Consider the following 19,304-nt stretch of genomic DNA (forward strand, 5'->3'; position numbering starts at 1 on the left):
CGATACCGAGATGAGGAGACAACTATGTTTGATAGCACCAAGACCATGCGTGAAATCACGACCGAGGACCCCCTGTTCGCCGAATTCCTGGTGAGCAAGGGCTTCCCCTTCACCGTGGACAACCCCATCACCGAGCTCGTCACCTTTGACGACGTGGTGAACGTGCGGCAGCTCGACCGTGACGCCTTTCTGGCCGAATACGAGGAGTATCGCGCGGCGCGCGCGTAGGGCTTTGTGCACGGGAGAGGCGCCGAGAGGGGGCGGAGGGGTCTTCGTATGGCTATGACGCAGCACTACACGCTGGGAATCGATATGGGCGCGAGCTCGGTCAAGGTGGTCGCGCTCGGGACGGGCGCAGCCGCGGTGGAGGGCGCGGGTGCGGGGGGCGCGCCGGCCGTGCTTTGGAGCACGCGGCGGCCGCACTACGGTGATCCCGTCGCCTGCCTGCGCGACCTGCTCGCGGGCATGCCCGCGGCGCTGGCGCCCGAGGGCTGCGGAGGCATCGCGGCGACGGGCTCGGGGGCAGGTGCGCTCGCCGAGGCGGGTGCCGCGCTGCCCGTGCTCGAGGACGTGCCGGCCATTGCCTCCGGCGCACAGATCCTGGCGCCGGAGGCCCGCTCGGTCATCGAGATCGGCGGTCAGAACGCCTACTTCGTCTGCCGGCTCGCGGCGGCGGTGCCCGAGTTCGCCATGAACGAGAGCTGCGCCTCGGGTACCGGCTCGTTCTTCGAGGACCAGATGACCCGCCTGGGGCTCAGGATCGAGGACTTCTCTGCACTTGTGGGGCGCGCCGAGGGACATGAGGTTCCACGCATCTCGGGACGCTGCGCCGTCTTTGCCAAGACGGACATCATCCACCGCCAGCAGGAGGGCGTCCCCGTGGAGGACATTCTGCTCGGCCTCTGCTACGCCATGGTGAAGAGCTACAAGGCGCTCATCGTGCGCGGCCTGCCCGTGGAGGCGCCCGTGGCGCTCTCGGGCGGGGTGCTGCTGAACGCCGGCGTGGTGCGAGCCGTGCGCGAGGTCTTCAAGCTGGGCGAAGATGGGCTCATTGCACGCGAGGGGAACCTCTTCTTCCAGGCAGCGGGCGCGGCGCTCCATGCCTCGAAGCTCGCGGCGGCGGGCGGCGGGGCGGCGACCCTCGATGCCCTGCGCGGTGTGCTCGACCACCCGCGCTTCCAGGCGAGCGAGCTGCCCCGTTTGGCACCGTTGCCGGACGGCGGGTGCCGTCCCGGCGAGGGCTTCGCCGTGCTGTCGCGCGAGGATTGGGAGCGCGACCCCCTGACCGGCCGCATCCCGGTGTTTTTGGGAATCGACGTAGGGTCGACCTCGACGGACCTGGTCCTCCTCGACCCCCGTGGCCGCGTGCTCAATGCCCAGTACCTGCGCACTGGCGGCGACGCGCGCCGTGCCGTGCGCGAGGGGTTGGCAACGCTGGCCGCCCGCCTGGGTTCCGAGGTGCAGGTCCGCGCCGTGGCCACGACGGGCTCCGGCCGCAGCCTCATCGGCAAGCTCGTGGGCGCCGACGCCGTGGTGGACGAGATCACCTGCCAGGCTGCCGGCGCGGCACATGCCGACCCGCAGGTCGACACCGTCTTCGAGATCGGCGGACAGGATTCCAAGTTCATCGCGCTCACCGGCGGGCAGGTCTCCGACTTTCAGATGAACAAGGTTTGCGCTGCCGGAACGGGCAGCTTTATCGAGGAGCAGGCCGCTCGTCTCGCCATACCGCTCGCCGAGTACGGACCGCTCGCGCTTTCGAGCGAAGCACCGGTCGATCTGGGCGAGCGTTGCACGGTCTTCGTGGAGAGCGCCATTAGTGCGGCCCTCTCCGCCGGTGCCGCCAAGCGCGACGTAGCCGCCGGCCTTGCCCTCTCCATCGTGCGCAACTACCTGCACCGCGTGGTGGGCGGCAAGCGCGTGGGGTCGCATATCGTGCTGCAGGGCGGCGTCGCCTACAACCCCGCGATCGTGGAGGCGTTCCGGTCGTTCTACCCTGACGCGCTCACGGTGTCGCCCAACTTCGCCATCTCGGGTGCGGTGGGGGCGGCCCTCATGGCCGCCGATGCCGCCGCGAAGCCGGGTTTCGAGCTCACGGCGTTCAAGGGGTTCGATCTTTCCGGCACGACAGCCGCGGGGCGCGGCGTGGACGAGCACGCAGTCGCACTCAACCGTGCGTTCTACAAAAAGACCGAGGAGCTCTTTCTCGAGGGCTACACGGGCAAGATCGACCCGGCCAAGAAGACCGTGGGCATCCCGCGCTGCCTCATGTTGCACCGCCTGTTCCCGCTCGCCAACGCCTACTTCTCCCGCTTGGGCTACAACGTGCTGCTCTCGCCCGATACCACCGAGGAGCAGGTCCGCCTGGCACAGGAGAACGCGCGCGGTGAGACCTGCTATCCCGTGAAGCTCATCTACGGGCACATGGCGTGGCTCGCGGGGCGCGAACCCGACTACATCTTCATGCCGAGCCTGCACACTATCCGGCACGCGAGCTCGCGTGTGGCGCACAACTACGCATGCCCTTATATGCAGACGGCGCCGCGCTTGGTGGCGGACGCCCTCTGCCTGGAGCGGCGCGGCATCGAGCTACTGAACCCCCTGCTCGACATGGATTTTGGCCAGGAGGCCATGGCGCAGGCGCTGCTGGGGTTGGGCGAGCGGCTGGGCCATGCGCGCCAGGAGGCGGCCGTGGCCATGATGGCGGGCGGCTTTGCCGTCACGTCCTTTGGTGAGAAGACCGAGGCGCTGGGCGACGAGATCTTGGGTTCGCTCGCGCCGGGGGAGCGCGTGCTCGTGCTCATCACGCGCAACTACGGTATCTCCGATGGTGCCCTCAACATGGGAATCCCCGAGATTCTGCTGGACCGTGGACAGAAGGTCATCACGCTCGGGCACCTGCACGCGCATGATATCGATGTCTCGGCTGACCACCCCGGCATCTGCTGGCCGTTTGGGCAGCACATCCTCTCGGGCGCCAAGATGGTGCGGCGCGATTCGCGGCTCTTCGCGGTGTACCTCACCAACCACGGCTGCGGTCCCGACACCATGCTCGACAAGCTCTTCGCCGAGGAGATGGGTGAGAAGCCCTACCTCACGATCGAGTGCGATGAGCACTTCAGCCGCGTGGGCGTGATCACGCGCGTGGAGGCGTTCCTGAACGCGCTGGCGCATCTCTCTGAGGAGGACGCGGTGCGGGTGAGCTCGCCTGCGGGTGTTGGCGCGGCCGCGGCCGTGGCCGATGCTGTGTCTATGCCGTCGTGCGTGCACCGGGATGCGGCTGGCGGGGTCGCGTGCGCGGCGGGCGCCGCCGGTGCCGACTGCGCCGCCCCCTCGATGGCGCTCTCCGTCATACCCGAGGGTGGCGAGGCGCTCGATCCCGCGGTACCCGTGGCGGTGCCCAGGGTGGGCGCGTACGGCGACCTCGCGGCCGCATGGCTGCGCGCGCGGGGCTTCGACGCCCGTGCGATCCCGCTCGACGCCGTGGCACTCGAGGCCGGGCGTACGGCGACGTCCACCAAGGAGTATGGCTCGTTCACGGCGTTCCTGGGCGCGGCGCTCGTGGCGGAGCAGGTCGCCGGCCCGGGGCCGCTCTCGCTGGCATTGCCTGCCACCTGCGGTGCCGAGGCCGATAACCAATATGACCGCGTGGTCCGCGCGGTGCTGCGCCAGCGCGGCCACGGTGACGTGGCAATCGCCGCACCGCGTTTCGAGGTCCTTCCCTGGGAGCTTAACCGCCGGCTGGGCGCGGGGGCGGCTTCCGAGCTCTTCGGCGTGCTCCTTGCGGGCGATGCCGCCAATGCGCTGCCGGTGTCGAGGCGGGCTGGTTTCGTGCGCGCCTGCGTGGAGCAGCTTGTCGCCGGGGGCGCTTCCTCGCTGGACGTGCCGCAGATCGCGCGGCTCGTCGCGGAGTTCGCAGGGGGCGATGCCCCCGATGCTGTCAGGCGGCTCGCCTTGGTGGGGGAGTGGCCCTGGGTCTATGTCGACGAGCTTACGGGTGAGCTGTGGGACGAGGTCGCGCAGCGCGGCTATCGGCTCGCGCGCATGCCGCTCTCGGAGTTCTTCTGGATGATGTGGCAAGACGAGTGGGAGCAGGACTCTTCGCAGGGGTCTCGCAGCGGGGTGAAGGGCATGCCCTGGGAGCCGGGGACGCGGGCGGGTGTCGCCGCGGCCCCTGCCTCTACACCTTCCGATGCCGTGTCCGCCGTCGAAGTGCCGGCCGATCCCTTTGCTGTCCCGGCGGACGAGTTGGCGGACCGCGCGTCTTTGCTCGATGCCTTTCGCTGCCAGATGGCTGCGCTCTCGGCCGCCCTTGAGAATGTGCTCGGCGCGGGTTCGAGCTCGTTCGCCGTGAATCCGGGCGAGCTCATTGCCGCGGCGGATGCAGGCATCCCGCGCTTCCGCGGAGCCGGTGCGCGGTATCGCTTCGCTAAGGTCGCGCTTGAACGTCTGCGTTCGGCGGGCGTGGTGACGGTGGCGTCGATGTACGAGAACGTCGACACCATCCTGCGGCTCAAGGCCGATAACGACGAGGCGCGGGAGGACATCGAGCGCGGTGGGGCCGCCAGCGCGCCGGTGCTGCGCCTCGCGTTCGACGGCACGCTCGACACTTCGAACATCGAGAAACTTCGTTCGTACCTTTACTATATATAGGTGCCATCTTAGAAAGGAGGCCCCATGGGGCTACGAAACCTGCCGACCGACGTCGCGCGCCCGCTGACGTCACTCATCGACGACGCCGAGCCCGGTCGCGTCTCGAGCCGCTCGCTCACGCGGCTCTCAGACGTATGCCAGATCATGCTGCTGTCCTTTGCGGCGGGGGAGAGCGTCTCGGACGAGGAGTACCCGGCGGACACCATGTACTACCTGCTTGAAGGCTGCGCGGGCATCACTTTCGCGCAGGAGGGGCGCGCGCCCGTGCCACTTGCCGCCGGCGAGGTGCTCCTCGTGCCCGCAGGTGTGCGGCATGCCGTGGAGCCTGCGGGTGCCATCAAGCTGCTGCAGCTATCCTTATAAGGGGACGTCTATCAAAAGAAAGCCATCGCAGAAAGGAACAACCATGGCAGAGCTCATCAAGAACATCGAGAAGGAGACTGTCTTCAAGCTGGCCGAGCAGGTGAAGCTCGAAGGCGGCAAGGTCAACAGCCTCACCCTCGCGCAGGCGCCGGCCACCAAAATCACCGTTTTCGCCATCGACGCCGACGAGGGCATGTCCAGCCATGCGGCGCCCGGCGACGCGCTCATCACGGTACTCGAGGGTACTGGCGAAATTACGGTCAACAGCGTCCCGCATCAGCTGGGGGCGGGCGAGAGCATCGTCATGCCCGCCGGCGCGCCGCACGCGGTGCGTGGCATCACCCCGTTCAAAATGCTGCTCGTGGTGGTATTGGCTGCGTAGGACGGCCGACGGGGAACGAAAAGGCGGCGCGACCACGCTCGACGAGATGGAGAAGGCTCACTTTGAGCCGAACGCCAAGGGCGGCGGATCCAAATTGGGTCCGCCGCCCTTTTTCGTGCGACAATCGATGAAGTTGAACGTGACCACATGGCAAGGAGCTATTCAGATGAAAGACGAGAACGAGACGAATGCACCGGTAGCCGACGCCGCGCCTGCCGCACCCAAGCCTGCGCCTAAGCCCGCGTCCAAGCCGCGCGACCCTTACATTCGCGCCGAGAACGAGGACGATGACGGCTACGATCCCTACAGTGATCGCCGTCCCGAGCGCGAGCCGATGTTCGAGGCCGACCCCTGGCGTTAGACTTTAGGCATTAATTCAGACGGCATATTCTAGGCGGACTCCCCGTCCCGTGAGAGGTGGTTGCGGCCGCAGAGGCGGACTGTCAAGATCTGGAACGGAGCTGGGTCCGGAGTTGGGTCTGTACGGCATGTGGTGGGCAGGGCGGTGTGGGGCAAAGGAATGGAGTGCAACAAGACGTTGAAGGGCGCGTCATGCAAAGAAGCTGAATCGTCTGTACGGTAACGGGATGTGGTCTCTGCCTTTGCATGTACGACCCAACCGTCGGGAGAGCGCCCGTGATCCCGAGGGATCAGACTAAAAGCCAGAGAAACTTATGGTCAACAAAGCCATAGACGAGGATCGTGTCCCCAAAGTTGGTGTAAGCGTCACTTCGTCTGACCGCTGGAAAAAGCGGCCATCTCCTAGAATCTTTTATTGCGAAGTAAAGGATTCGAAGAAAGGACGATGGCCACCATGGAAAGTTTAGAGTAGCAGGCGGGCATCACGGGCGAGATACCCAGATTCGACGACGGCATGGTGAACATGGCCGAGCTCATAAGGGCGATGGCCGAGTCGCTCGTCAACGAGATCATGGGCGCCCGGGCCGACGAGGCATGCGAGGCCGGCAACCAGAGGAACAGCTACCGCGAGCGTCGCTCGCCGCTAGCGTCGGCGCCATCAACCTCAGGATCCCGAAGCTGCGCGCGGCGATCGCCGCCGTGCCCGGCATCCTGAAGGCCGTCTTCGCCGAGCGCGACCCCGAACTCGTGCGCGAGCCGTACCAGCTGGCCACCGGGCGGATAGAGGGCTTCTGCCCCAAGGCGGCCGAGGTGCTCGAGGAGGCGGAGGCCGGCGCGCCGGCCTACCTCGACTTCCCCTACGGGCACCGCGTGAGGCTTCGCGCCGACAACATGCAGGGGCGCACCGACCGCGAGCTCAGGCGCCGCGGCCGCGTGGTGCAGGTGTTCCCCAGCAGGAAGTCGCCCATCAGGATGATGGGGGCGGTGTTCGCCGAGATGGACGAGGACTGGGCCGGCCGCCGCCGGCTCGACGACGACTCCATCGGCAGGGCCGTGGAGGGCGCGGAGCACGCTGCCGGGATCATCGCGCTCGTCGCGGCCGACAGCCCCGTTCCCGGCGGGAAGGCGGCCTGACATGAGCTAGAATGGCGGCATTCTAGGCGATTCTCGGCTCCTCGGGCAGCCTGCGGCTACCCTCGAGAACCGAGTTTTACACCAACACTGATAATCATATGCATCCGATTGGCGTCGGCCGGTGGAGAACGACGTGGCGCGGAACGCGTGGAAGCAGGGCGTCGATGGTTCCGGCATCAAGATTGCCGTGCTCGACGATTAACCGATCGGAGACTATCCGGGGCTAGTGGATGCCGATATCACGCATCAGGTGGGCAGCTTCCGGGAATGGGATTCCGAGTAGAGGGCGAAGACCCGGTGCATCATCAACGGGAAGCCGATGATTGCTACTCTCCGGAGAGGCGAGGATAGTTGGCAGTATCCACCGGCACCAGTCTCGTATACGAGGCCACCTATGCCGCAGCAGCCCGCGCAGAGGTATCCGCCGGTTCCCGCACCCCTCGCATGGTCGTCATTCACGGTAGGAAGAACACGGAAAGGGAATAAACAATGGCCGAGGCCTGATCCGATGAGAATGGTGATTTGGATACAATTGGGTTCTTACCATTGTCTATGGAACCGGAGGTCGTGCGATGGGCTATCTGGCATATATGCGGGCGAACCGTCCGGGCTGGAGTAGGATGCATTGGAGGAGCCGCAGCCGGGATGCGAGCATCGATCATTTCGGCGCCAAACACGAGGCATTCGACCTGCCGATTCCATTGCTGCACACATGCGCGTCCAGTTATGCGTTCAATAATCATTCGGCAAGTACTGTGTCTTGCCGGTATTGCGCTCCGGTGCGGCCATTCCCCAGACAGATCGGCGACAAGGGGGACAGCAGCAGGCGTATGGACGTCAGCGTTTTGCGCGCCCCGTTCCCCATCACCGAAGACACCGGCCTCACATCGTTCTCCACATGCTCGCTTGGTCATATCGACGACCCATCGTTCATGCCGCCCTACAACGGCAATCCGTCGCAGGCGATGGTGCGGTTGATGAACTCTTTCCGCATGAAGCCGGGTTGGATCGTATGGAACGGGTGTCTGCATGTGTGGGTGAACTCCCTGTGCTGGAAACAACTGCCGGATGCGAACGATGATTTCCGTTACGCCATAGGCGGCGTGCCTGCGACGTTGGAGCTTGAACTGTTCAAGGCATATCGCGTGTATTACGAGCAGTTGCGGTGTGAGCTGCCGTATCCGTATGCGGGACCCGTCTCGTGGCCGGATCAGTGCGATCCGCGGTTCCCTTTGCCGTCCGATCCGCGCTATGGTGCATATACGTAGCGGGAGCGCATATAAGCAATATCCATGGCGAGAACTTGCTGAGAAAAATATGATGACCAATCCGATGATGAATTCCCGGTCTGTATGGGCAGTATCCGAGCAAAACATACGGGCCACAACCGAAATGGAACATGATGGCGATCATCGGCTTCGTCGCCTCGTTCCTCATCGGCCCGGTCGGTCTCATCCTCTGGCTCGTATGGAAAGACCAATGAGTTGGGCGGGTAGACGACGGCTGGCGGCATGCGCCGCGGCGATGGCGACGCTCGTCGCCATCGCCGCGGGACTCACCGGATGCACTCAACCCGTATGGTTCACGCATCACGCCGATGCGGATACGAACGGGGCGAGCGCCGGCGGTACCGGAAATGGGACGTTTTCGGACTGGCCGCCATACGCGAAGAAAAGATACGACATGGATGTCACACCCACAGCGAGGCAGATCTCGATAGCGAAGGCGCTGCTGAACGATCGACAGGAGCGGGACGCGAACGTCGCCGGTATGAAGGATGGTTGGCCCGACTCGCAACTGTTCCGTCTGGTCACGCTGGCGGAGACGCTGCTTGACCGGATGTCGGAGCGGTATGGTGTGGAATTCCGTGCATCAGAAGGATTCCACCGTCCGGAACTACTTGACCCGACATGGTGGATCAACGTGACGCCCGCATCGGGGCCGTTGCAAGGCGACGTGTTCGAAGTGGATTATATGGAAGGCGATGGTGCCGACGGGAACGATCTCGGTCCGTATGTCGCGGACACGTATTTCACGGCGCTGCGCCGGGACGAATACAACGGTCATCTCACGGAACGGATCGACCGGTTCCTTGCGGCGCATCCCGATCTCGACTGCGTTTACCGGATTAGCAGCCCCACCGGTCCGAAGAATGAGACCCAATGGCGGTTGTCGCCGTCCGCCGCCGTCGACGATCTCGCCTCGTATTTCGTTGGCAGCATGGAGATCTACATCTCCCCGGAAACCGTGACGGACCGTGAGCGATTTGCCGCATTCGCATCGGCGTTCATCACCGCCATGCGGAAAGATGGGCTGGACGTTCACTACGAGATCGTGCAGATCACACGCATCGACGGCGCCGAATTTACCATCGGGGCCGCACGGGACGCTATGCGCCATTCGACGGAGACGCCCGCGTGGGACTCCTGGTATACGGGAGGATTCACCGCCAGCGCGGACGCCTCAGCCCCCGAGATCATCAAGGATGGTGAATAATCATGGCCGTGGACGCGCGTGACCTCGCCGTACTGACGCATCTGACCTATCTCGATCCCGGCAACTCGTTCATCAACGACAAGGACCTCGGTTCCGAATCACCATAGTCGTCGAAGAACATCGACAACGACATCGCCAAACCGTTGTCGAAGATCCTCATCGGATACGATTCGAGTCTCAAACGCAAAGGCGACGACTCCGATACCGACAGGACCACGGGATCAGAATGGGCGCGTTCGGTCAGCAACGCCCGCACCGATTTGGATCCGAAACGGCTGATACTGGTGGACGCGATGGGCAACGGGTCGTCCCACCATCATCGTGACCATGGCGTTCCGTCGTCTCCTGCATGAGTAGAACAACGCGTTCTTCACGTCGAAGTACAGGGCGGGCGATGAGGTTCCTCCGTAATGAATCACTCCGATGGGAACGAAGTCACGCCAACGCCCAGCGTCCACGCGGGAATCGCTGCGGCGGTTCCCGTCACTGGCATCCGAATTCCATCCGAGCGTTCGGCCAACGATCTCGTATATGGTCTTGACGTCGCCGCTGTCGGGTCCGTCCACGGCGATCACGCGATGGCCGTTCATGTCCTGCGACGTGAGATTACCTGATGTGATCTGGGCGGCGAGTCCTTCGCGGATCACCGCCGCTATGCGCTTCACCGTCTCCGCCGGCCAATCATTGCAATCATCGTCTATTCCCTCCCCTGTTCAATGCACCGTGACGCTCTCGATGATCGTATGGATCCGCTTGAGGCCATCCATCGCGGTCGGACCGGTCTCCGTCCAACAATGAGCCGATGTCGTGAGTCTGGCGGCGAGTCGACGGCATGCACGTGCTCGGGGTCATTCCAGTCGACCTTGGTGGGTGCGTCGGACGGGGGCTGTGGTTTTGTCAACCAGTGGCTCTGCTTATTTTCAGTGTATTCTCTCTTGATGCTTTGTGGTTCTATTAATCAAGTTGCGCGCAATCTTGCTCTCTCGTTAATCAAGAATCAATATAATCTTGATTAGTAAAAGAGCAAGATTGGAGAACCATGGCATTCAACGACCTGGTGGCCCAGAAAATAAAGGACTTTGAGCAACAGGGAGTTCCGCAGGTCTTTGAGCGAGACCTTGATCTGGGAAACCCACAGGAGCCAAAGCACGACAACATCGTACATGTGATTGTGGGAACCCGTCGTTGTGGAAAGACGTATCGCCTGTACCAGGAGATGCGGCGGCTTCAGGATCAAGGTATCGAGCTTGACCGGATGCTTTACTTTAATTTTGAAGATGAGCGCTTGCGTCCGTATGAGCCATCGCTGCTCGCGGATGTGCTCGATACATTCCATGCGCTATATCCTGCTGCTCGAGGCGAGGGCGCCTACCTTTTCTTTGACGAGATCCAGGAAGTTCCCGAATGGGGTGCGTTTCTGCGTCGTGTGGTTGATACGGAAAAAGCGACCGTTTACGTGACGGGATCTTCTTCTAAGATGCTGTCCTCAGAACTTAAGAGTGAGTTCAGGGGCCGTTCTCTTGTAAGAGAGCTTTTTCCGTTGAGTTTTTCGGAATACGTCCGATATAAGACGGGGAGCGTTCCTGAGCCGGATGCGCCCTCTTCCCCGAGCGATGCAGCGTTGCTTCGACATCATCTGATCGGATATCTTGAGCGAGGAGGGTTCATCGCGACACTTGAGCAGACGCCCGCGGACGCGATTCAGCTGCTACAGGAATATGCTTCGCGAACGGTCGCCATGGATGTCGTTGAGCGCTACGACGTCAAGAACCCTCGCCTGGCCTCACTGTTCCTGACGCGGTCTATGGCATCTTCTGGACGAGAGCTGTCAGTGAACAAGGTGTACAACGAGTTCAAGAGCAGACAGATACCCGTCAGCCGTAATTCGCTCAGCGATTTACTCGAGTATTACGAGGATGCCTACCTGTTGTTTTCGGTGCCGGAGTTCACACGTTCACTTGCAAATAATACGCGGTCTGCGTCTAAGGTCTACGCTGTCGATCCTGCGATGTTTGGAGCATTCTCTCCTGCATCGGCATTGGACCAGGGCCAGAGGCTCGAGACCGCAGTGTTCAACGCGCTAAGAAGAAGGACTTCCGCGGTGGGGATCGGATCGGTCTACCGCCTGCTGATCAAAGAGAAGAGCAAAAGCCATGAGGTGGACTTTGTGGCTGGGGACGCACTTCTCATGCGGGCTTATAGCCTGATTCAGGTGAGTGTGGATATGGCAAACGAGAAAACGCGCGAGCGCGAAATTGCCGCGCTTGATGCCTCGATGGCCCAGTTCGATCTTGGCGAGTCGGCAATCGTTACCATGGATGAGCAGGCCGATATTCCATGCGAGCACGGTGTGGTACACGTTGTGCCCGCATGGAAGTGGCTTCTTGCCTAATCCTTAAAGTAGCTAAAAAGCCCCAAAAAAGACTGCCCTGGGTCGTGGACAGCTAGTTCTGGGCCTTGATGCTCGGCAGGAGAATCTGGGCGAGGTAGTCGGTCTCGAGTTTGGTCGCGGCGTCTGCCTTGCCGTCTTTACCGACCAGGTCGTTTTTGATCTGGTTGTATGTGTAGCGGTTGCCGGTCGTGAGCTCGACAAGCTCAATCGCCGTATCCATGGGGTAGGTCGACACAGGGTTCTGCGTGCGCCCGTTGATGGTTTGAGGGACCACATACGGATAGACAGGACCGCTCGCATAGACGGTGTAGCCGTTGCCCAGGCTGACTGTGCCCAAAACTGTATCGCCGCCGTCGGGGGTAAAGGTCTCGCCGTCGCGCACCGCGACGAGCGTCACGAGCGGTGTGTTGGCGTCGCCGTCCAGATAAACGCACAGCGTGCTGCCGTTTTGCCAGGTCGCAACCTTGCCGTACCACTCGACGGGAATATCGAGCTGGTAGAGGTCGGTTGCCTTGTGGCGAGCGTCAGCATCACGGGATGCCTGTGCCTTGCTTGCGCTTACGGCGTTGGCGGCGGCAGCGCGGCGCGTAATTGCCGCCTGCTGGAGTATCTTTGCCGCGGCGGCAGAGCTCGCGCCGCCTTCCTCGGCATACTTGGCGGCGGCATCGATCTGGTCGTCAGTCACCGTGTCGGCCGAAGGCACCTTGAGCTTAAAGGTGGCCTGGGCACTCAAATCCTGTCCATCGCTCTTAATGGTGACCTGCGCCTTGGTGGTCGGGACAGTGTAGATGGTGCCGTCTTCCGCGATGGGGGATCCAGCAATGGAGAGCGTGTAATCGCCGGGAAGCAGCTTAATGCCGCGACCATGCTCGTCAACGTAGAGCGTTTCGCTCACGGAAGAACCGTCGGAATCCTGCCCGCTCACCTGTACGGGAATCTTGGAGCCGGTTGAGCAGTCGAGGCCCGCAGCATGCACGCCAATCTGCACCGACATCATCGTGTGCGCACTGGCGGCGGCAGCGGCAGCCTGCTCTCGCTGATATCCGTTCCAGGCAGCATAGCCTGCGCCGCCGGCGACGAGCGCGACGGCCACAACGCCGGCAACCATCAGGTTGCGGCGCCTGGGCGGTATCTTACGATGACGAACCTCGGCTTCGCGTGCCGAAGGAACGGACGGAAGGGGAATATCACCCATGGCGATGGTCTCGTCTACGACAGGCGCAGAGCCTAAGCCGGGGAGCTCGCGGGTCAGCGAATCTTCGGCCGGCAAGCTGTCGAGCAAGATGGTTTCCTCGCTCGTGTCGGATTCGGGCTGGTCGTCGGCCTCGCATTCGGATTCCTCGTGCCCCGCTTCGTCTTCGGTGGGCGCGGCGCCATCGTCTTTTGCATCCTGATCATCGGGCTGTGCCTCGATTTCCGGCTCATCCTGCGCATCAACGCTCGAATCGTCAAACGCAATCTCGGCCAGCGCGATCTGGTCTAGGCTCTCCAGGGCCTCGGCACACGCTTCTGCATCTTGGGCCGCATCCTCTTGGCCTATCGTCTCATCTTTCATATATCCCCCAAGCTCGATATCGGGACAACAATGTACCCAAAATTGGCGTCATATAGGGCCGTCAGGCGGTTGGAAATCTGATTTTATCTGTGCGAGAGGTTTTGAATATGTGCGTGAATGCGCGCAACAACAAAACGCCCCGGAAAGCAGGCGAATCGCTTTCCGGGGCTGCGCATGACGCGCGATTGCGGCATCGGCTAAGTTTGCCTACATCCAAATGCGGACGGAATAAACACGTTACTCGGCGTGTGCGTAATCAACCTTGGCGCGGCGGGCGGTGGCCTTCTCCCAATCGCTGGTGCCCTCAAAGACATCTTGCTTGTAGGGGTTGCGGCCGAGCTTCTTGGCGCGGTAGATGATGTAGATGATCGCTGCGATGTTGACGACCAGTGCGGCGATCGAGACCGCGGTGGCGGCGCCGGGGTCGAGCGTGGAGTGGGTCACAAAGATGGACTCCTCCTGGAAGTAGGGGAACACCTGGGCAAACATGCACCAAATGGCCAGCGTAAAGGCACGGTTCTGGATCCAGCCGCCCTTGTTCCAGATAAAGGCGGCGACGGTGGGCGCCAGCAGCAGCGCAAAGCCGCAGAACCAGGAGTGGGTGGGCAGGCAGTTGTAGGTGTAGCAGAAGTTCCAGATATCGTAGGCGATGATGTAGACCCAGGTCATGTCGGGCCACAGCATGTCGGTCTTGTCCTCGGAGGCGTAGACGCTCCACCAACCGGTCATGCAGAAGATGTTGATGATACCGGCGATGCCGTTGAACACGTTGTTCCAACCGGCCAGCTGCGTAGCACCTTCGGAGGTGACCCAGGTGGACTGACCCAGGACAAAGAAGTGATAGGCGCTCTCAAAGTCGGACACGACGGCGATCATGATGTTGATGGCCACGATCACAAACGGCCACGCGCGGAACCAATGCGCCTTGCCGATCTTGCCCCACTGGTACTTAATGGCAATGAAGCCCCAGCAACCGGCAAGCGCCGCGTATACCTTGGCGTAGTGGAACCAGCTGTTCTGATACACATGGGTGGGGTTGGTGAGCGCCCACTCGGCACCCTGCGAAACGCCGATGGCGATGGCGACGCAGTAGATGGTCATGGCCAGCGGAGCCACGCCAAAGATGATAGCCGCGCCGAGCTTGGTGCGGCGGCCGACCTCGTTGAGCACGATCAGGCCGATAAAGACCATGGCCCAGCCGACCCAGTGGATAAGGGTATTGCTACCCCAAACATCGAACAGCATGCTGCTCTCCTTTCACACGCCCGCGGCCCCTCTTCCGATCGCGGACAGTTTGGCCAAATGTCGTCAGTTCCGGGGCTTGCGCTCCGGATACTTGGCGGTGTAGCCCTCGATGTGGAGCGTCGAGGCGATGATTTCCTTGACCGTCTCGTCGGGCACATCGGGGTGCGTGCGGATATACATCAACAACCCCATGATGAGGGTGTAGAACGTCTCGTAGACATGGTCGATGCGTAGCTCGTGATGGGCGACAAAATCCACCACGGTGGTGTCGCAGATATACTGCGCCACGCGCTGGACCACGTTGTGCAAAAAGCCGCCGTAGAGTGCGCCGCTGCTCGAGGTGAGTGTGCTCGGCAGCTCGTGGCCGCTGGCGACCAGGCGCTTAAAGAGCGGAGCGACAGTGTCGAGTGCGCCCTCGATATCACCGACGACGCGGCTGGCATTCCACTGCTCGAGCTCGGCGATAAAACCGTCGATCGCATCGTCCATCACGGCGGTGACGGCGGCGTCCATATCGGCGAAGTAGTGGTAGAACAGCGAGCGCGTGCAGCCGGCTCGCTTGGTCACGGCCGAGACAGATAGATGCGACACGCCCAGCTCGGAGCTTACGGTGCGCACGGCGGCGAGGATCTCGCGACGGCGTTCGTCGCCCGTCAGGCGCTTTGCCGCGCTATCGGATGCGGGGACGGCATCGACCACAGAGGTATCTGCTGTGTTGTTGCCCATGAGTTTGCCGCCTTTCATCCGTTTGAGCCCGACCATTCGCCTAACAGTCTTGAATATTGTTGACGGTTCGTCAATACTATTTTTGACACAATGTCAACAATGGCAGGTGAACGGCATGGGAGCATGCACGGCCTGCAAAAAAGAGGGGTGCCGCGGCCTCGCCGGGCTGCGGCAAGAGAAGGGACAACCATGATTCTCAACGGACCGGGGATTAGCTACACCGAGCCCGATATCGGCGCGGAGTTTGTACCGCCGCTGCCGGAGCATCCGCGCGAGGCCATCGTCAAACTGTGCGAGCACTGTACCAACCGCCTGCTGCATCGCGACGAGCTGCTGGGCTACGAGTACTGGTCGTTTGCCGAGGCCGCGACCGACGAGCAGGCCGAAGTGCTCTGCAAGATGAAGATGCGCCGTCCCTACACGCTGCCCGAGATGGTCAAGCTCGCCGGCATGCCCGAGGCCGATATCGAGAAGATGCTCGACGACATGAGCTACACGGGTCTGCTCGAGTACAACTGGGAAAACCCCGAGCGCGCCAAGCAGTGGGTCCTGCCCATGCTGGTGCCGGGTTCCGCCGAGTTCCTCAACATGCGCGTTGGCCAGCTCGAGGAGCATCCGGTCTATGCCAAGTTCTTTGAGCAGGCGTCCAAGGGGCCGCTGTCCCGCGCCACGCCGATGGTGCCGCCCGGAGGCGCCGGCATCGGCATGCATGTCATTCCGGTCGAGAAGGCCATCGATGCCGCGAGCACGTCGGTGCCGATTGAGCATATCGAGCACTGGCTCGACAAGTACGAGGGCAAGTATGCCGCCAGCACCTGCAGCTGCCGCGCGAGCCGTCGCGTGATGGGAGAGGGCTGCGCCGACGACCCGGCCGATTGGTGCATCGCCGTGGGCGATATGGCCGACTACGTTGTCGAGACCGACCGCGGTCATTACGTGACCCGCGACGAGGTCTACGACATCTTGCGCCAGGCCGAGGACAACGGCTTTGTGCACCAGATCACCAACATTGACGGCGAGAACAAGATCTTCGCCATCTGCAACTGCAACGTCAACGTGTGCTATGCCCTGCGCACCTCGCAGCTGTTCAACACGCCCAACCTGTCGCGCTCGGCCTATGTCGCCAAGGTCGAGAAGGACAAGTGCGTGGCCTGCGGTCGCTGCGTTGAGGTGTGTCCGGCCGGCGCCGCCAAGCTGGGCCAGAAGCTCTGCAGCAAAAAGGCCGGCGGACAGGTGCCCGAGTATCCGCGCCAGGAGCTGCCCGATGCCACCAAGTGGGACCACACCAAGTGGTCGCCCAACTACCGCAACGACAACCGCATCGAGACGCATGAGTCCGGCACCGCTCCCTGCAAGACGGCCTGCCCCGCGCATGTCGCCGTTCAGGGCTATTTGAAGCTCGCGGCGCAGGGCCGCTATGACGAGGCCCTGGCACTCATTAAGCGCGAGAACCCGCTGCCCGCTATCTGCGGCCGTGTGTGCAACCGCCGCTGTGAGGATGCCTGCACCCGCGGCCGTGTGGACGCCGCCGTGGCTATCGATGAGGTCAAGAAGTTCATCGCCCAGCGCGATCTGGATGCCGCGACCCGCTATGTCCCACCTGTTGTGACCCCGACGCGTGCCGGTGGCTTCGACCAGAAGATCGCCATTATCGGTGCCGGCCCGGCCGGCCTGTCCTGTGCCTTCTATCTGGCCGAGAAGGGCTACAGGCCCGTCGTGTTCGAGAAGAACGAGCGCCCGGGCGGTATGCTCACCTACGGTATTCCCAGCTTTAAGCTGGAGAAGGACGTTGTCGAGGCCGAGGTCGAGATCATTCGCCTGATGGGTGCCGAGTTCCGCTATGGCGTGGAGGTCGGTCGCGATGTGACGCTCGACGAGCTGCGCGAGCAGGGCTTTAAGGCCTTCTACGTGGCTATCGGCTGCCAGGGCGGCCGCCTTGCCGGTATTCCGGGCGAGGATGCCGAGGACGTGACCGCGGCCGTCGACTTTTTGCGCGAGGTCAACAGCGGCAAGATCGACGCGCTGCCCGGCCGCACCATCGTGGTTGGCGGCGGCAACGTGGCTATCGATGTCGCGCGCAACGCCTGCCGCCTGGGTTCCGAGCACGTTGAGATGTTCTGCCTGGAGAGCGAGGCCCAGATGCCCGCCAGCGAGGAGGAGCGTCGCGAGGCCGTTGAGGACGGCGCGCACATCAGCTGCGGCTGGGGCCCCAAGGAGATTCACCTGGACAAGGCCGGTCGTTTGTGCGGCATCACCTTCAAGCGCTGCACGCGTGTCTTTGACGACGAGGGCCGGTTTGCGCCCGAATACGACGAGAACGATCTGCGCCGTGTCGATGCCGACCGTGTCGTCATGTCGATTGGCCAGTCCATTGTGTGGGGCGACCTGCTGGCTGGCTCCAAGGTGGAGCTTGGCCGCGGCCAGGGTGCCCTTGCCGATCCCCAGACCTACCAGACCGCCGAGCCAGACATCTTTGTGGGCGGCGACGTCTACACCGGCCCGAGCTTTGCCATCGATGCCATCGCCGCCGGTCACGAGGCCGCCGTCTCCATCCATCGCTTTGTGCAGCCGGGATCCACGCTCACCATCGGCCGCAACCAGCGCCGCTACAGCGCGCTCGACCGCGACGATGTCGTGATCGAGAGCTACGACAACGCGAGCCGCGAGGTCGCCCACGTGGACCGCGGGCGCGAGAAGGCCGCGCCGTTTAGCGAGTACGTCGAGACCTTTACCGAAGAACAGGTGCGCGCCGAGACTGCCCGCTGCCTGGGTTGCGGCGCCTCGATCGTCGACCCCAACAAGTGCATCGGCTGCGGTCTGTGCACCACCAAGTGCGCGTTCGACGCCATCCATCTGGATCGCGACCGCCCCGAGTGCTCCACGATGGTCAAATACGAGCAAAAGCTCCCCAGCCTGGGTAAGTACGCCTTGAAGCGCGCGATCAAGATTAAATTCGGGAAGAAGTAAAAGAACCTAACAAGTAAGTGAACGGCGCAGAGGGCGGTTGGACAGCGAGCGGGTCTCAGGCGTGGCGAGGTGCCTTGAAAGAGGAGGGCATAGGGCTTTTGCCCATGCCCGACGATTGAAAGGCAGATCGCCCGTCTGGGGCTCGCGCAGCGTCAAGCCGACCGCCGTTCGTTAGAACGGCGGAAGGAAAGCTGGGGTACCTGGGCGCCGCTCGCTGACGTTGAATTGACATCGCATCGACCTCTGTCGAAAGGTTTTTATCTTGCATGAATTGGGAATCGTGTATCACATCATTCGCGATGTTGAGAACGTGGCGCGCGCCAATGGCGTGCGTCGCGTTTCGAGCGTGACGTTGCTGCTGGGCGAGGTCTCGGGCGTCGTTCCCGACTTGCTGCTCGACGCTTGGCGCTGGGCGGCAGATAAAAAGTCCATCACGCTGGGTGCGGAGCTTATTGTGGAGCCCGTCGAGGCCGTGACGCATTGCGAGGCATGCGGCCGTGACTACGCGACGGTCGAGCACGGCAAGATCTGTCCCCATTGCGGCAGCGGCGAGACATACCTGCTGCAGGGCCAGGAGGTCATGATCAAGCAGATCGAGACCCCCGACGAGGACCCGGCAGACGCTGTCCCCGACGGCCCTTCTGACGCCCCCGACGCCATCGACGCCGCCAACCCCCTCCACATCGTCTAGCCCCTAGTCGTTGGGGACGCTCTTACATGACTAGTCAATCAAGAACGTCCCCAACGACTACTTGCGCTAGAACATAAGCCACGAAAATGTCAAGTCATGTCTGTTTAAACAAAATGGTGGCAGCATAAGCGCATGGCACTTGCTTAAAATGGTAATTAATGAACAGCCTGCTTGTATCTGCAAAATACGTGGCTTGATGAACGATGCCTTGGTTGGTAATGAGTCAAAAAGCAGCAACGTAATCAACTTGTAACAAAGATAGATGTTTAAACAAAATATTCAGCCATTTACATTTTCTTCTATAATTTCACGGTGCTTGCAGGTATACTCCTTTCATGTC

15 protein-coding genes are annotated in these 19,304 nt (G+C 62.3%); 11 read left to right on the forward strand and 4 right to left on the reverse strand.

Going from position 1 to position 19,304, the window contains the following annotated elements:
• Positions 1-24: 24 nt before the first annotated feature.
• The 8 genes from SFLMC1_RS10410 (at position 25) to SFLMC1_RS10445 (ending at position 9,388) form a co-directional block, all read left to right on the forward strand.
• Positions 25-228 carry a nitrate ABC transporter ATPase gene (locus tag SFLMC1_RS10410; protein WP_152074179.1) on the forward strand — a complete coding sequence of 68 codons (204 nt, stop codon included), beginning with the start codon at positions 25-27 and terminating at the stop codon, positions 226-228.
• A gap of 48 nt (positions 229-276) precedes the next feature.
• Positions 277-4,653 (forward strand): acyl-CoA dehydratase activase, encoded by a 4,377-nt coding sequence (locus tag SFLMC1_RS10415; protein WP_222838073.1) that lies wholly within the window; start codon positions 277-279, stop codon positions 4,651-4,653.
• A 24-nt stretch (positions 4,654-4,677) separates the two neighbouring features.
• Entirely contained in the window at positions 4,678-5,016 is a 339-nt protein-coding gene (locus SFLMC1_RS10420; protein ID WP_152074178.1) for a cupin domain-containing protein, read from the forward strand.
• Between the two features lie 43 nt (positions 5,017-5,059).
• A complete protein-coding gene (locus SFLMC1_RS10425; protein WP_152074177.1) occupies positions 5,060-5,398 on the forward strand; it encodes a cupin domain-containing protein in 339 nt (112 codons plus the stop codon).
• Positions 5,399-5,564: 166 nt separating this feature from the next.
• A complete protein-coding gene (locus SFLMC1_RS10430) occupies positions 5,565-5,759 on the forward strand; it encodes a hypothetical protein (RefSeq protein WP_226798361.1) in 195 nt (64 codons plus the stop codon).
• A gap of 593 nt (positions 5,760-6,352) precedes the next feature.
• A complete protein-coding gene (locus tag SFLMC1_RS10435) occupies positions 6,353-6,892 on the forward strand; it encodes a transposase (protein ID WP_222838074.1) in 540 nt (179 codons plus the stop codon).
• A gap of 572 nt (positions 6,893-7,464) precedes the next feature.
• Positions 7,465-8,160, forward strand: a complete 696-nt coding sequence (locus SFLMC1_RS10440) for a hypothetical protein (protein WP_152074175.1) — start codon at positions 7,465-7,467, stop codon at positions 8,158-8,160.
• A gap of 211 nt (positions 8,161-8,371) precedes the next feature.
• Entirely contained in the window at positions 8,372-9,388 is a 1,017-nt protein-coding gene (locus tag SFLMC1_RS10445) for a hypothetical protein (RefSeq protein ID WP_152074174.1), read from the forward strand.
• Between the two features lie 221 nt (positions 9,389-9,609).
• On the opposite strand, the gene SFLMC1_RS10450 is transcribed toward SFLMC1_RS10445, so the two are convergent.
• Positions 9,610-10,053: a hypothetical protein gene (locus SFLMC1_RS10450; RefSeq protein WP_152074173.1), complete on the reverse strand. Its 444-nt coding sequence runs from the start codon at positions 10,051-10,053 to the stop codon at positions 9,610-9,612.
• Between the two features lie 374 nt (positions 10,054-10,427).
• Here SFLMC1_RS10450 and SFLMC1_RS10455 point away from each other — a divergent pair, with 374 nt between their 5' ends.
• Entirely contained in the window at positions 10,428-11,780 is a 1,353-nt protein-coding gene (locus tag SFLMC1_RS10455) for an ATP-binding protein (RefSeq protein WP_152074172.1), read from the forward strand.
• 52 nt (positions 11,781-11,832) lie between these two features.
• On the opposite strand, the gene SFLMC1_RS10460 is transcribed toward SFLMC1_RS10455, so the two are convergent.
• The 3 genes from SFLMC1_RS10460 to SFLMC1_RS10470 all read right to left on the reverse strand — a co-directional run bounded on the left by SFLMC1_RS10460 (position 11,833) and on the right by SFLMC1_RS10470 (position 15,306).
• A complete protein-coding gene (locus SFLMC1_RS10460) occupies positions 11,833-13,335 on the reverse strand; it encodes a hypothetical protein (protein ID WP_152074171.1) in 1,503 nt (500 codons plus the stop codon).
• A gap of 237 nt (positions 13,336-13,572) precedes the next feature.
• Entirely contained in the window at positions 13,573-14,580 is a 1,008-nt protein-coding gene (locus SFLMC1_RS10465) for a DUF5692 family protein (RefSeq protein WP_152074170.1), read from the reverse strand.
• A gap of 63 nt (positions 14,581-14,643) precedes the next feature.
• A complete protein-coding gene (locus tag SFLMC1_RS10470) occupies positions 14,644-15,306 on the reverse strand; it encodes a TetR/AcrR family transcriptional regulator (protein WP_152074169.1) in 663 nt (220 codons plus the stop codon).
• Positions 15,307-15,495: 189 nt separating this feature from the next.
• Between SFLMC1_RS10470 and SFLMC1_RS10475 the strand changes: the two genes are divergently transcribed.
• Both SFLMC1_RS10475 and SFLMC1_RS10480 read left to right on the forward strand, forming a co-directional pair.
• Positions 15,496-18,273, forward strand: coding sequence for an FAD-dependent oxidoreductase (locus SFLMC1_RS10475; protein WP_187323958.1), 2,778 nt, complete (start codon positions 15,496-15,498; stop codon positions 18,271-18,273).
• A gap of 262 nt (positions 18,274-18,535) precedes the next feature.
• A complete protein-coding gene (locus SFLMC1_RS10480; RefSeq protein ID WP_152074168.1) occupies positions 18,536-18,964 on the forward strand; it encodes a hydrogenase maturation nickel metallochaperone HypA in 429 nt (142 codons plus the stop codon).
• Positions 18,965-19,304 lie beyond the last annotated feature (340 nt).

The sequence above is a fragment of the Collinsella aerofaciens genome, assembly GCF_901212495.1.
GTDB lineage: Bacteria > Actinomycetota > Coriobacteriia > Coriobacteriales > Coriobacteriaceae > Collinsella > Collinsella aerofaciens_H.

Excerpts from the sequence above, each read along its gene's own strand:
- SFLMC1_RS10435 (WP_222838074.1), top strand. The coding sequence starts at position 6,353 with ATGCGAGGCCGGCAACCAGAGGAACAGCTACCGCGAGCGTCGCTCGCC.
- SFLMC1_RS10415 (WP_222838073.1), top strand. The coding sequence starts at position 277 with ATGGCTATGACGCAGCACTACACGCTGGGAATCGATATGGGCGCGAGC.
- SFLMC1_RS10465 (WP_152074170.1), bottom strand. The coding sequence starts at position 14,580 with ATGCTGTTCGATGTTTGGGGTAGCAATACCCTTATCCACTGGGTCGGC.
- SFLMC1_RS10425 (WP_152074177.1), top strand. The coding sequence starts at position 5,060 with ATGGCAGAGCTCATCAAGAACATCGAGAAGGAGACTGTCTTCAAGCTG.
- SFLMC1_RS10470 (WP_152074169.1), bottom strand. The coding sequence starts at position 15,306 with ATGGGCAACAACACAGCAGATACCTCTGTGGTCGATGCCGTCCCCGCA.
- SFLMC1_RS10475 (WP_187323958.1), top strand. The coding sequence starts at position 15,496 with ATGATTCTCAACGGACCGGGGATTAGCTACACCGAGCCCGATATCGGC.
- SFLMC1_RS10410 (WP_152074179.1), top strand. The coding sequence starts at position 25 with ATGTTTGATAGCACCAAGACCATGCGTGAAATCACGACCGAGGACCCC.
- SFLMC1_RS10430 (WP_226798361.1), top strand. The coding sequence starts at position 5,565 with ATGAAAGACGAGAACGAGACGAATGCACCGGTAGCCGACGCCGCGCCT.
- SFLMC1_RS10455 (WP_152074172.1), top strand. The coding sequence starts at position 10,428 with ATGGCATTCAACGACCTGGTGGCCCAGAAAATAAAGGACTTTGAGCAA.
- SFLMC1_RS10460 (WP_152074171.1), bottom strand. The coding sequence starts at position 13,335 with ATGAAAGATGAGACGATAGGCCAAGAGGATGCGGCCCAAGATGCAGAA.
- SFLMC1_RS10420 (WP_152074178.1), top strand. The coding sequence starts at position 4,678 with ATGGGGCTACGAAACCTGCCGACCGACGTCGCGCGCCCGCTGACGTCA.
- SFLMC1_RS10440 (WP_152074175.1), top strand. The coding sequence starts at position 7,465 with ATGGGCTATCTGGCATATATGCGGGCGAACCGTCCGGGCTGGAGTAGG.
- SFLMC1_RS10445 (WP_152074174.1), top strand. The coding sequence starts at position 8,372 with ATGAGTTGGGCGGGTAGACGACGGCTGGCGGCATGCGCCGCGGCGATG.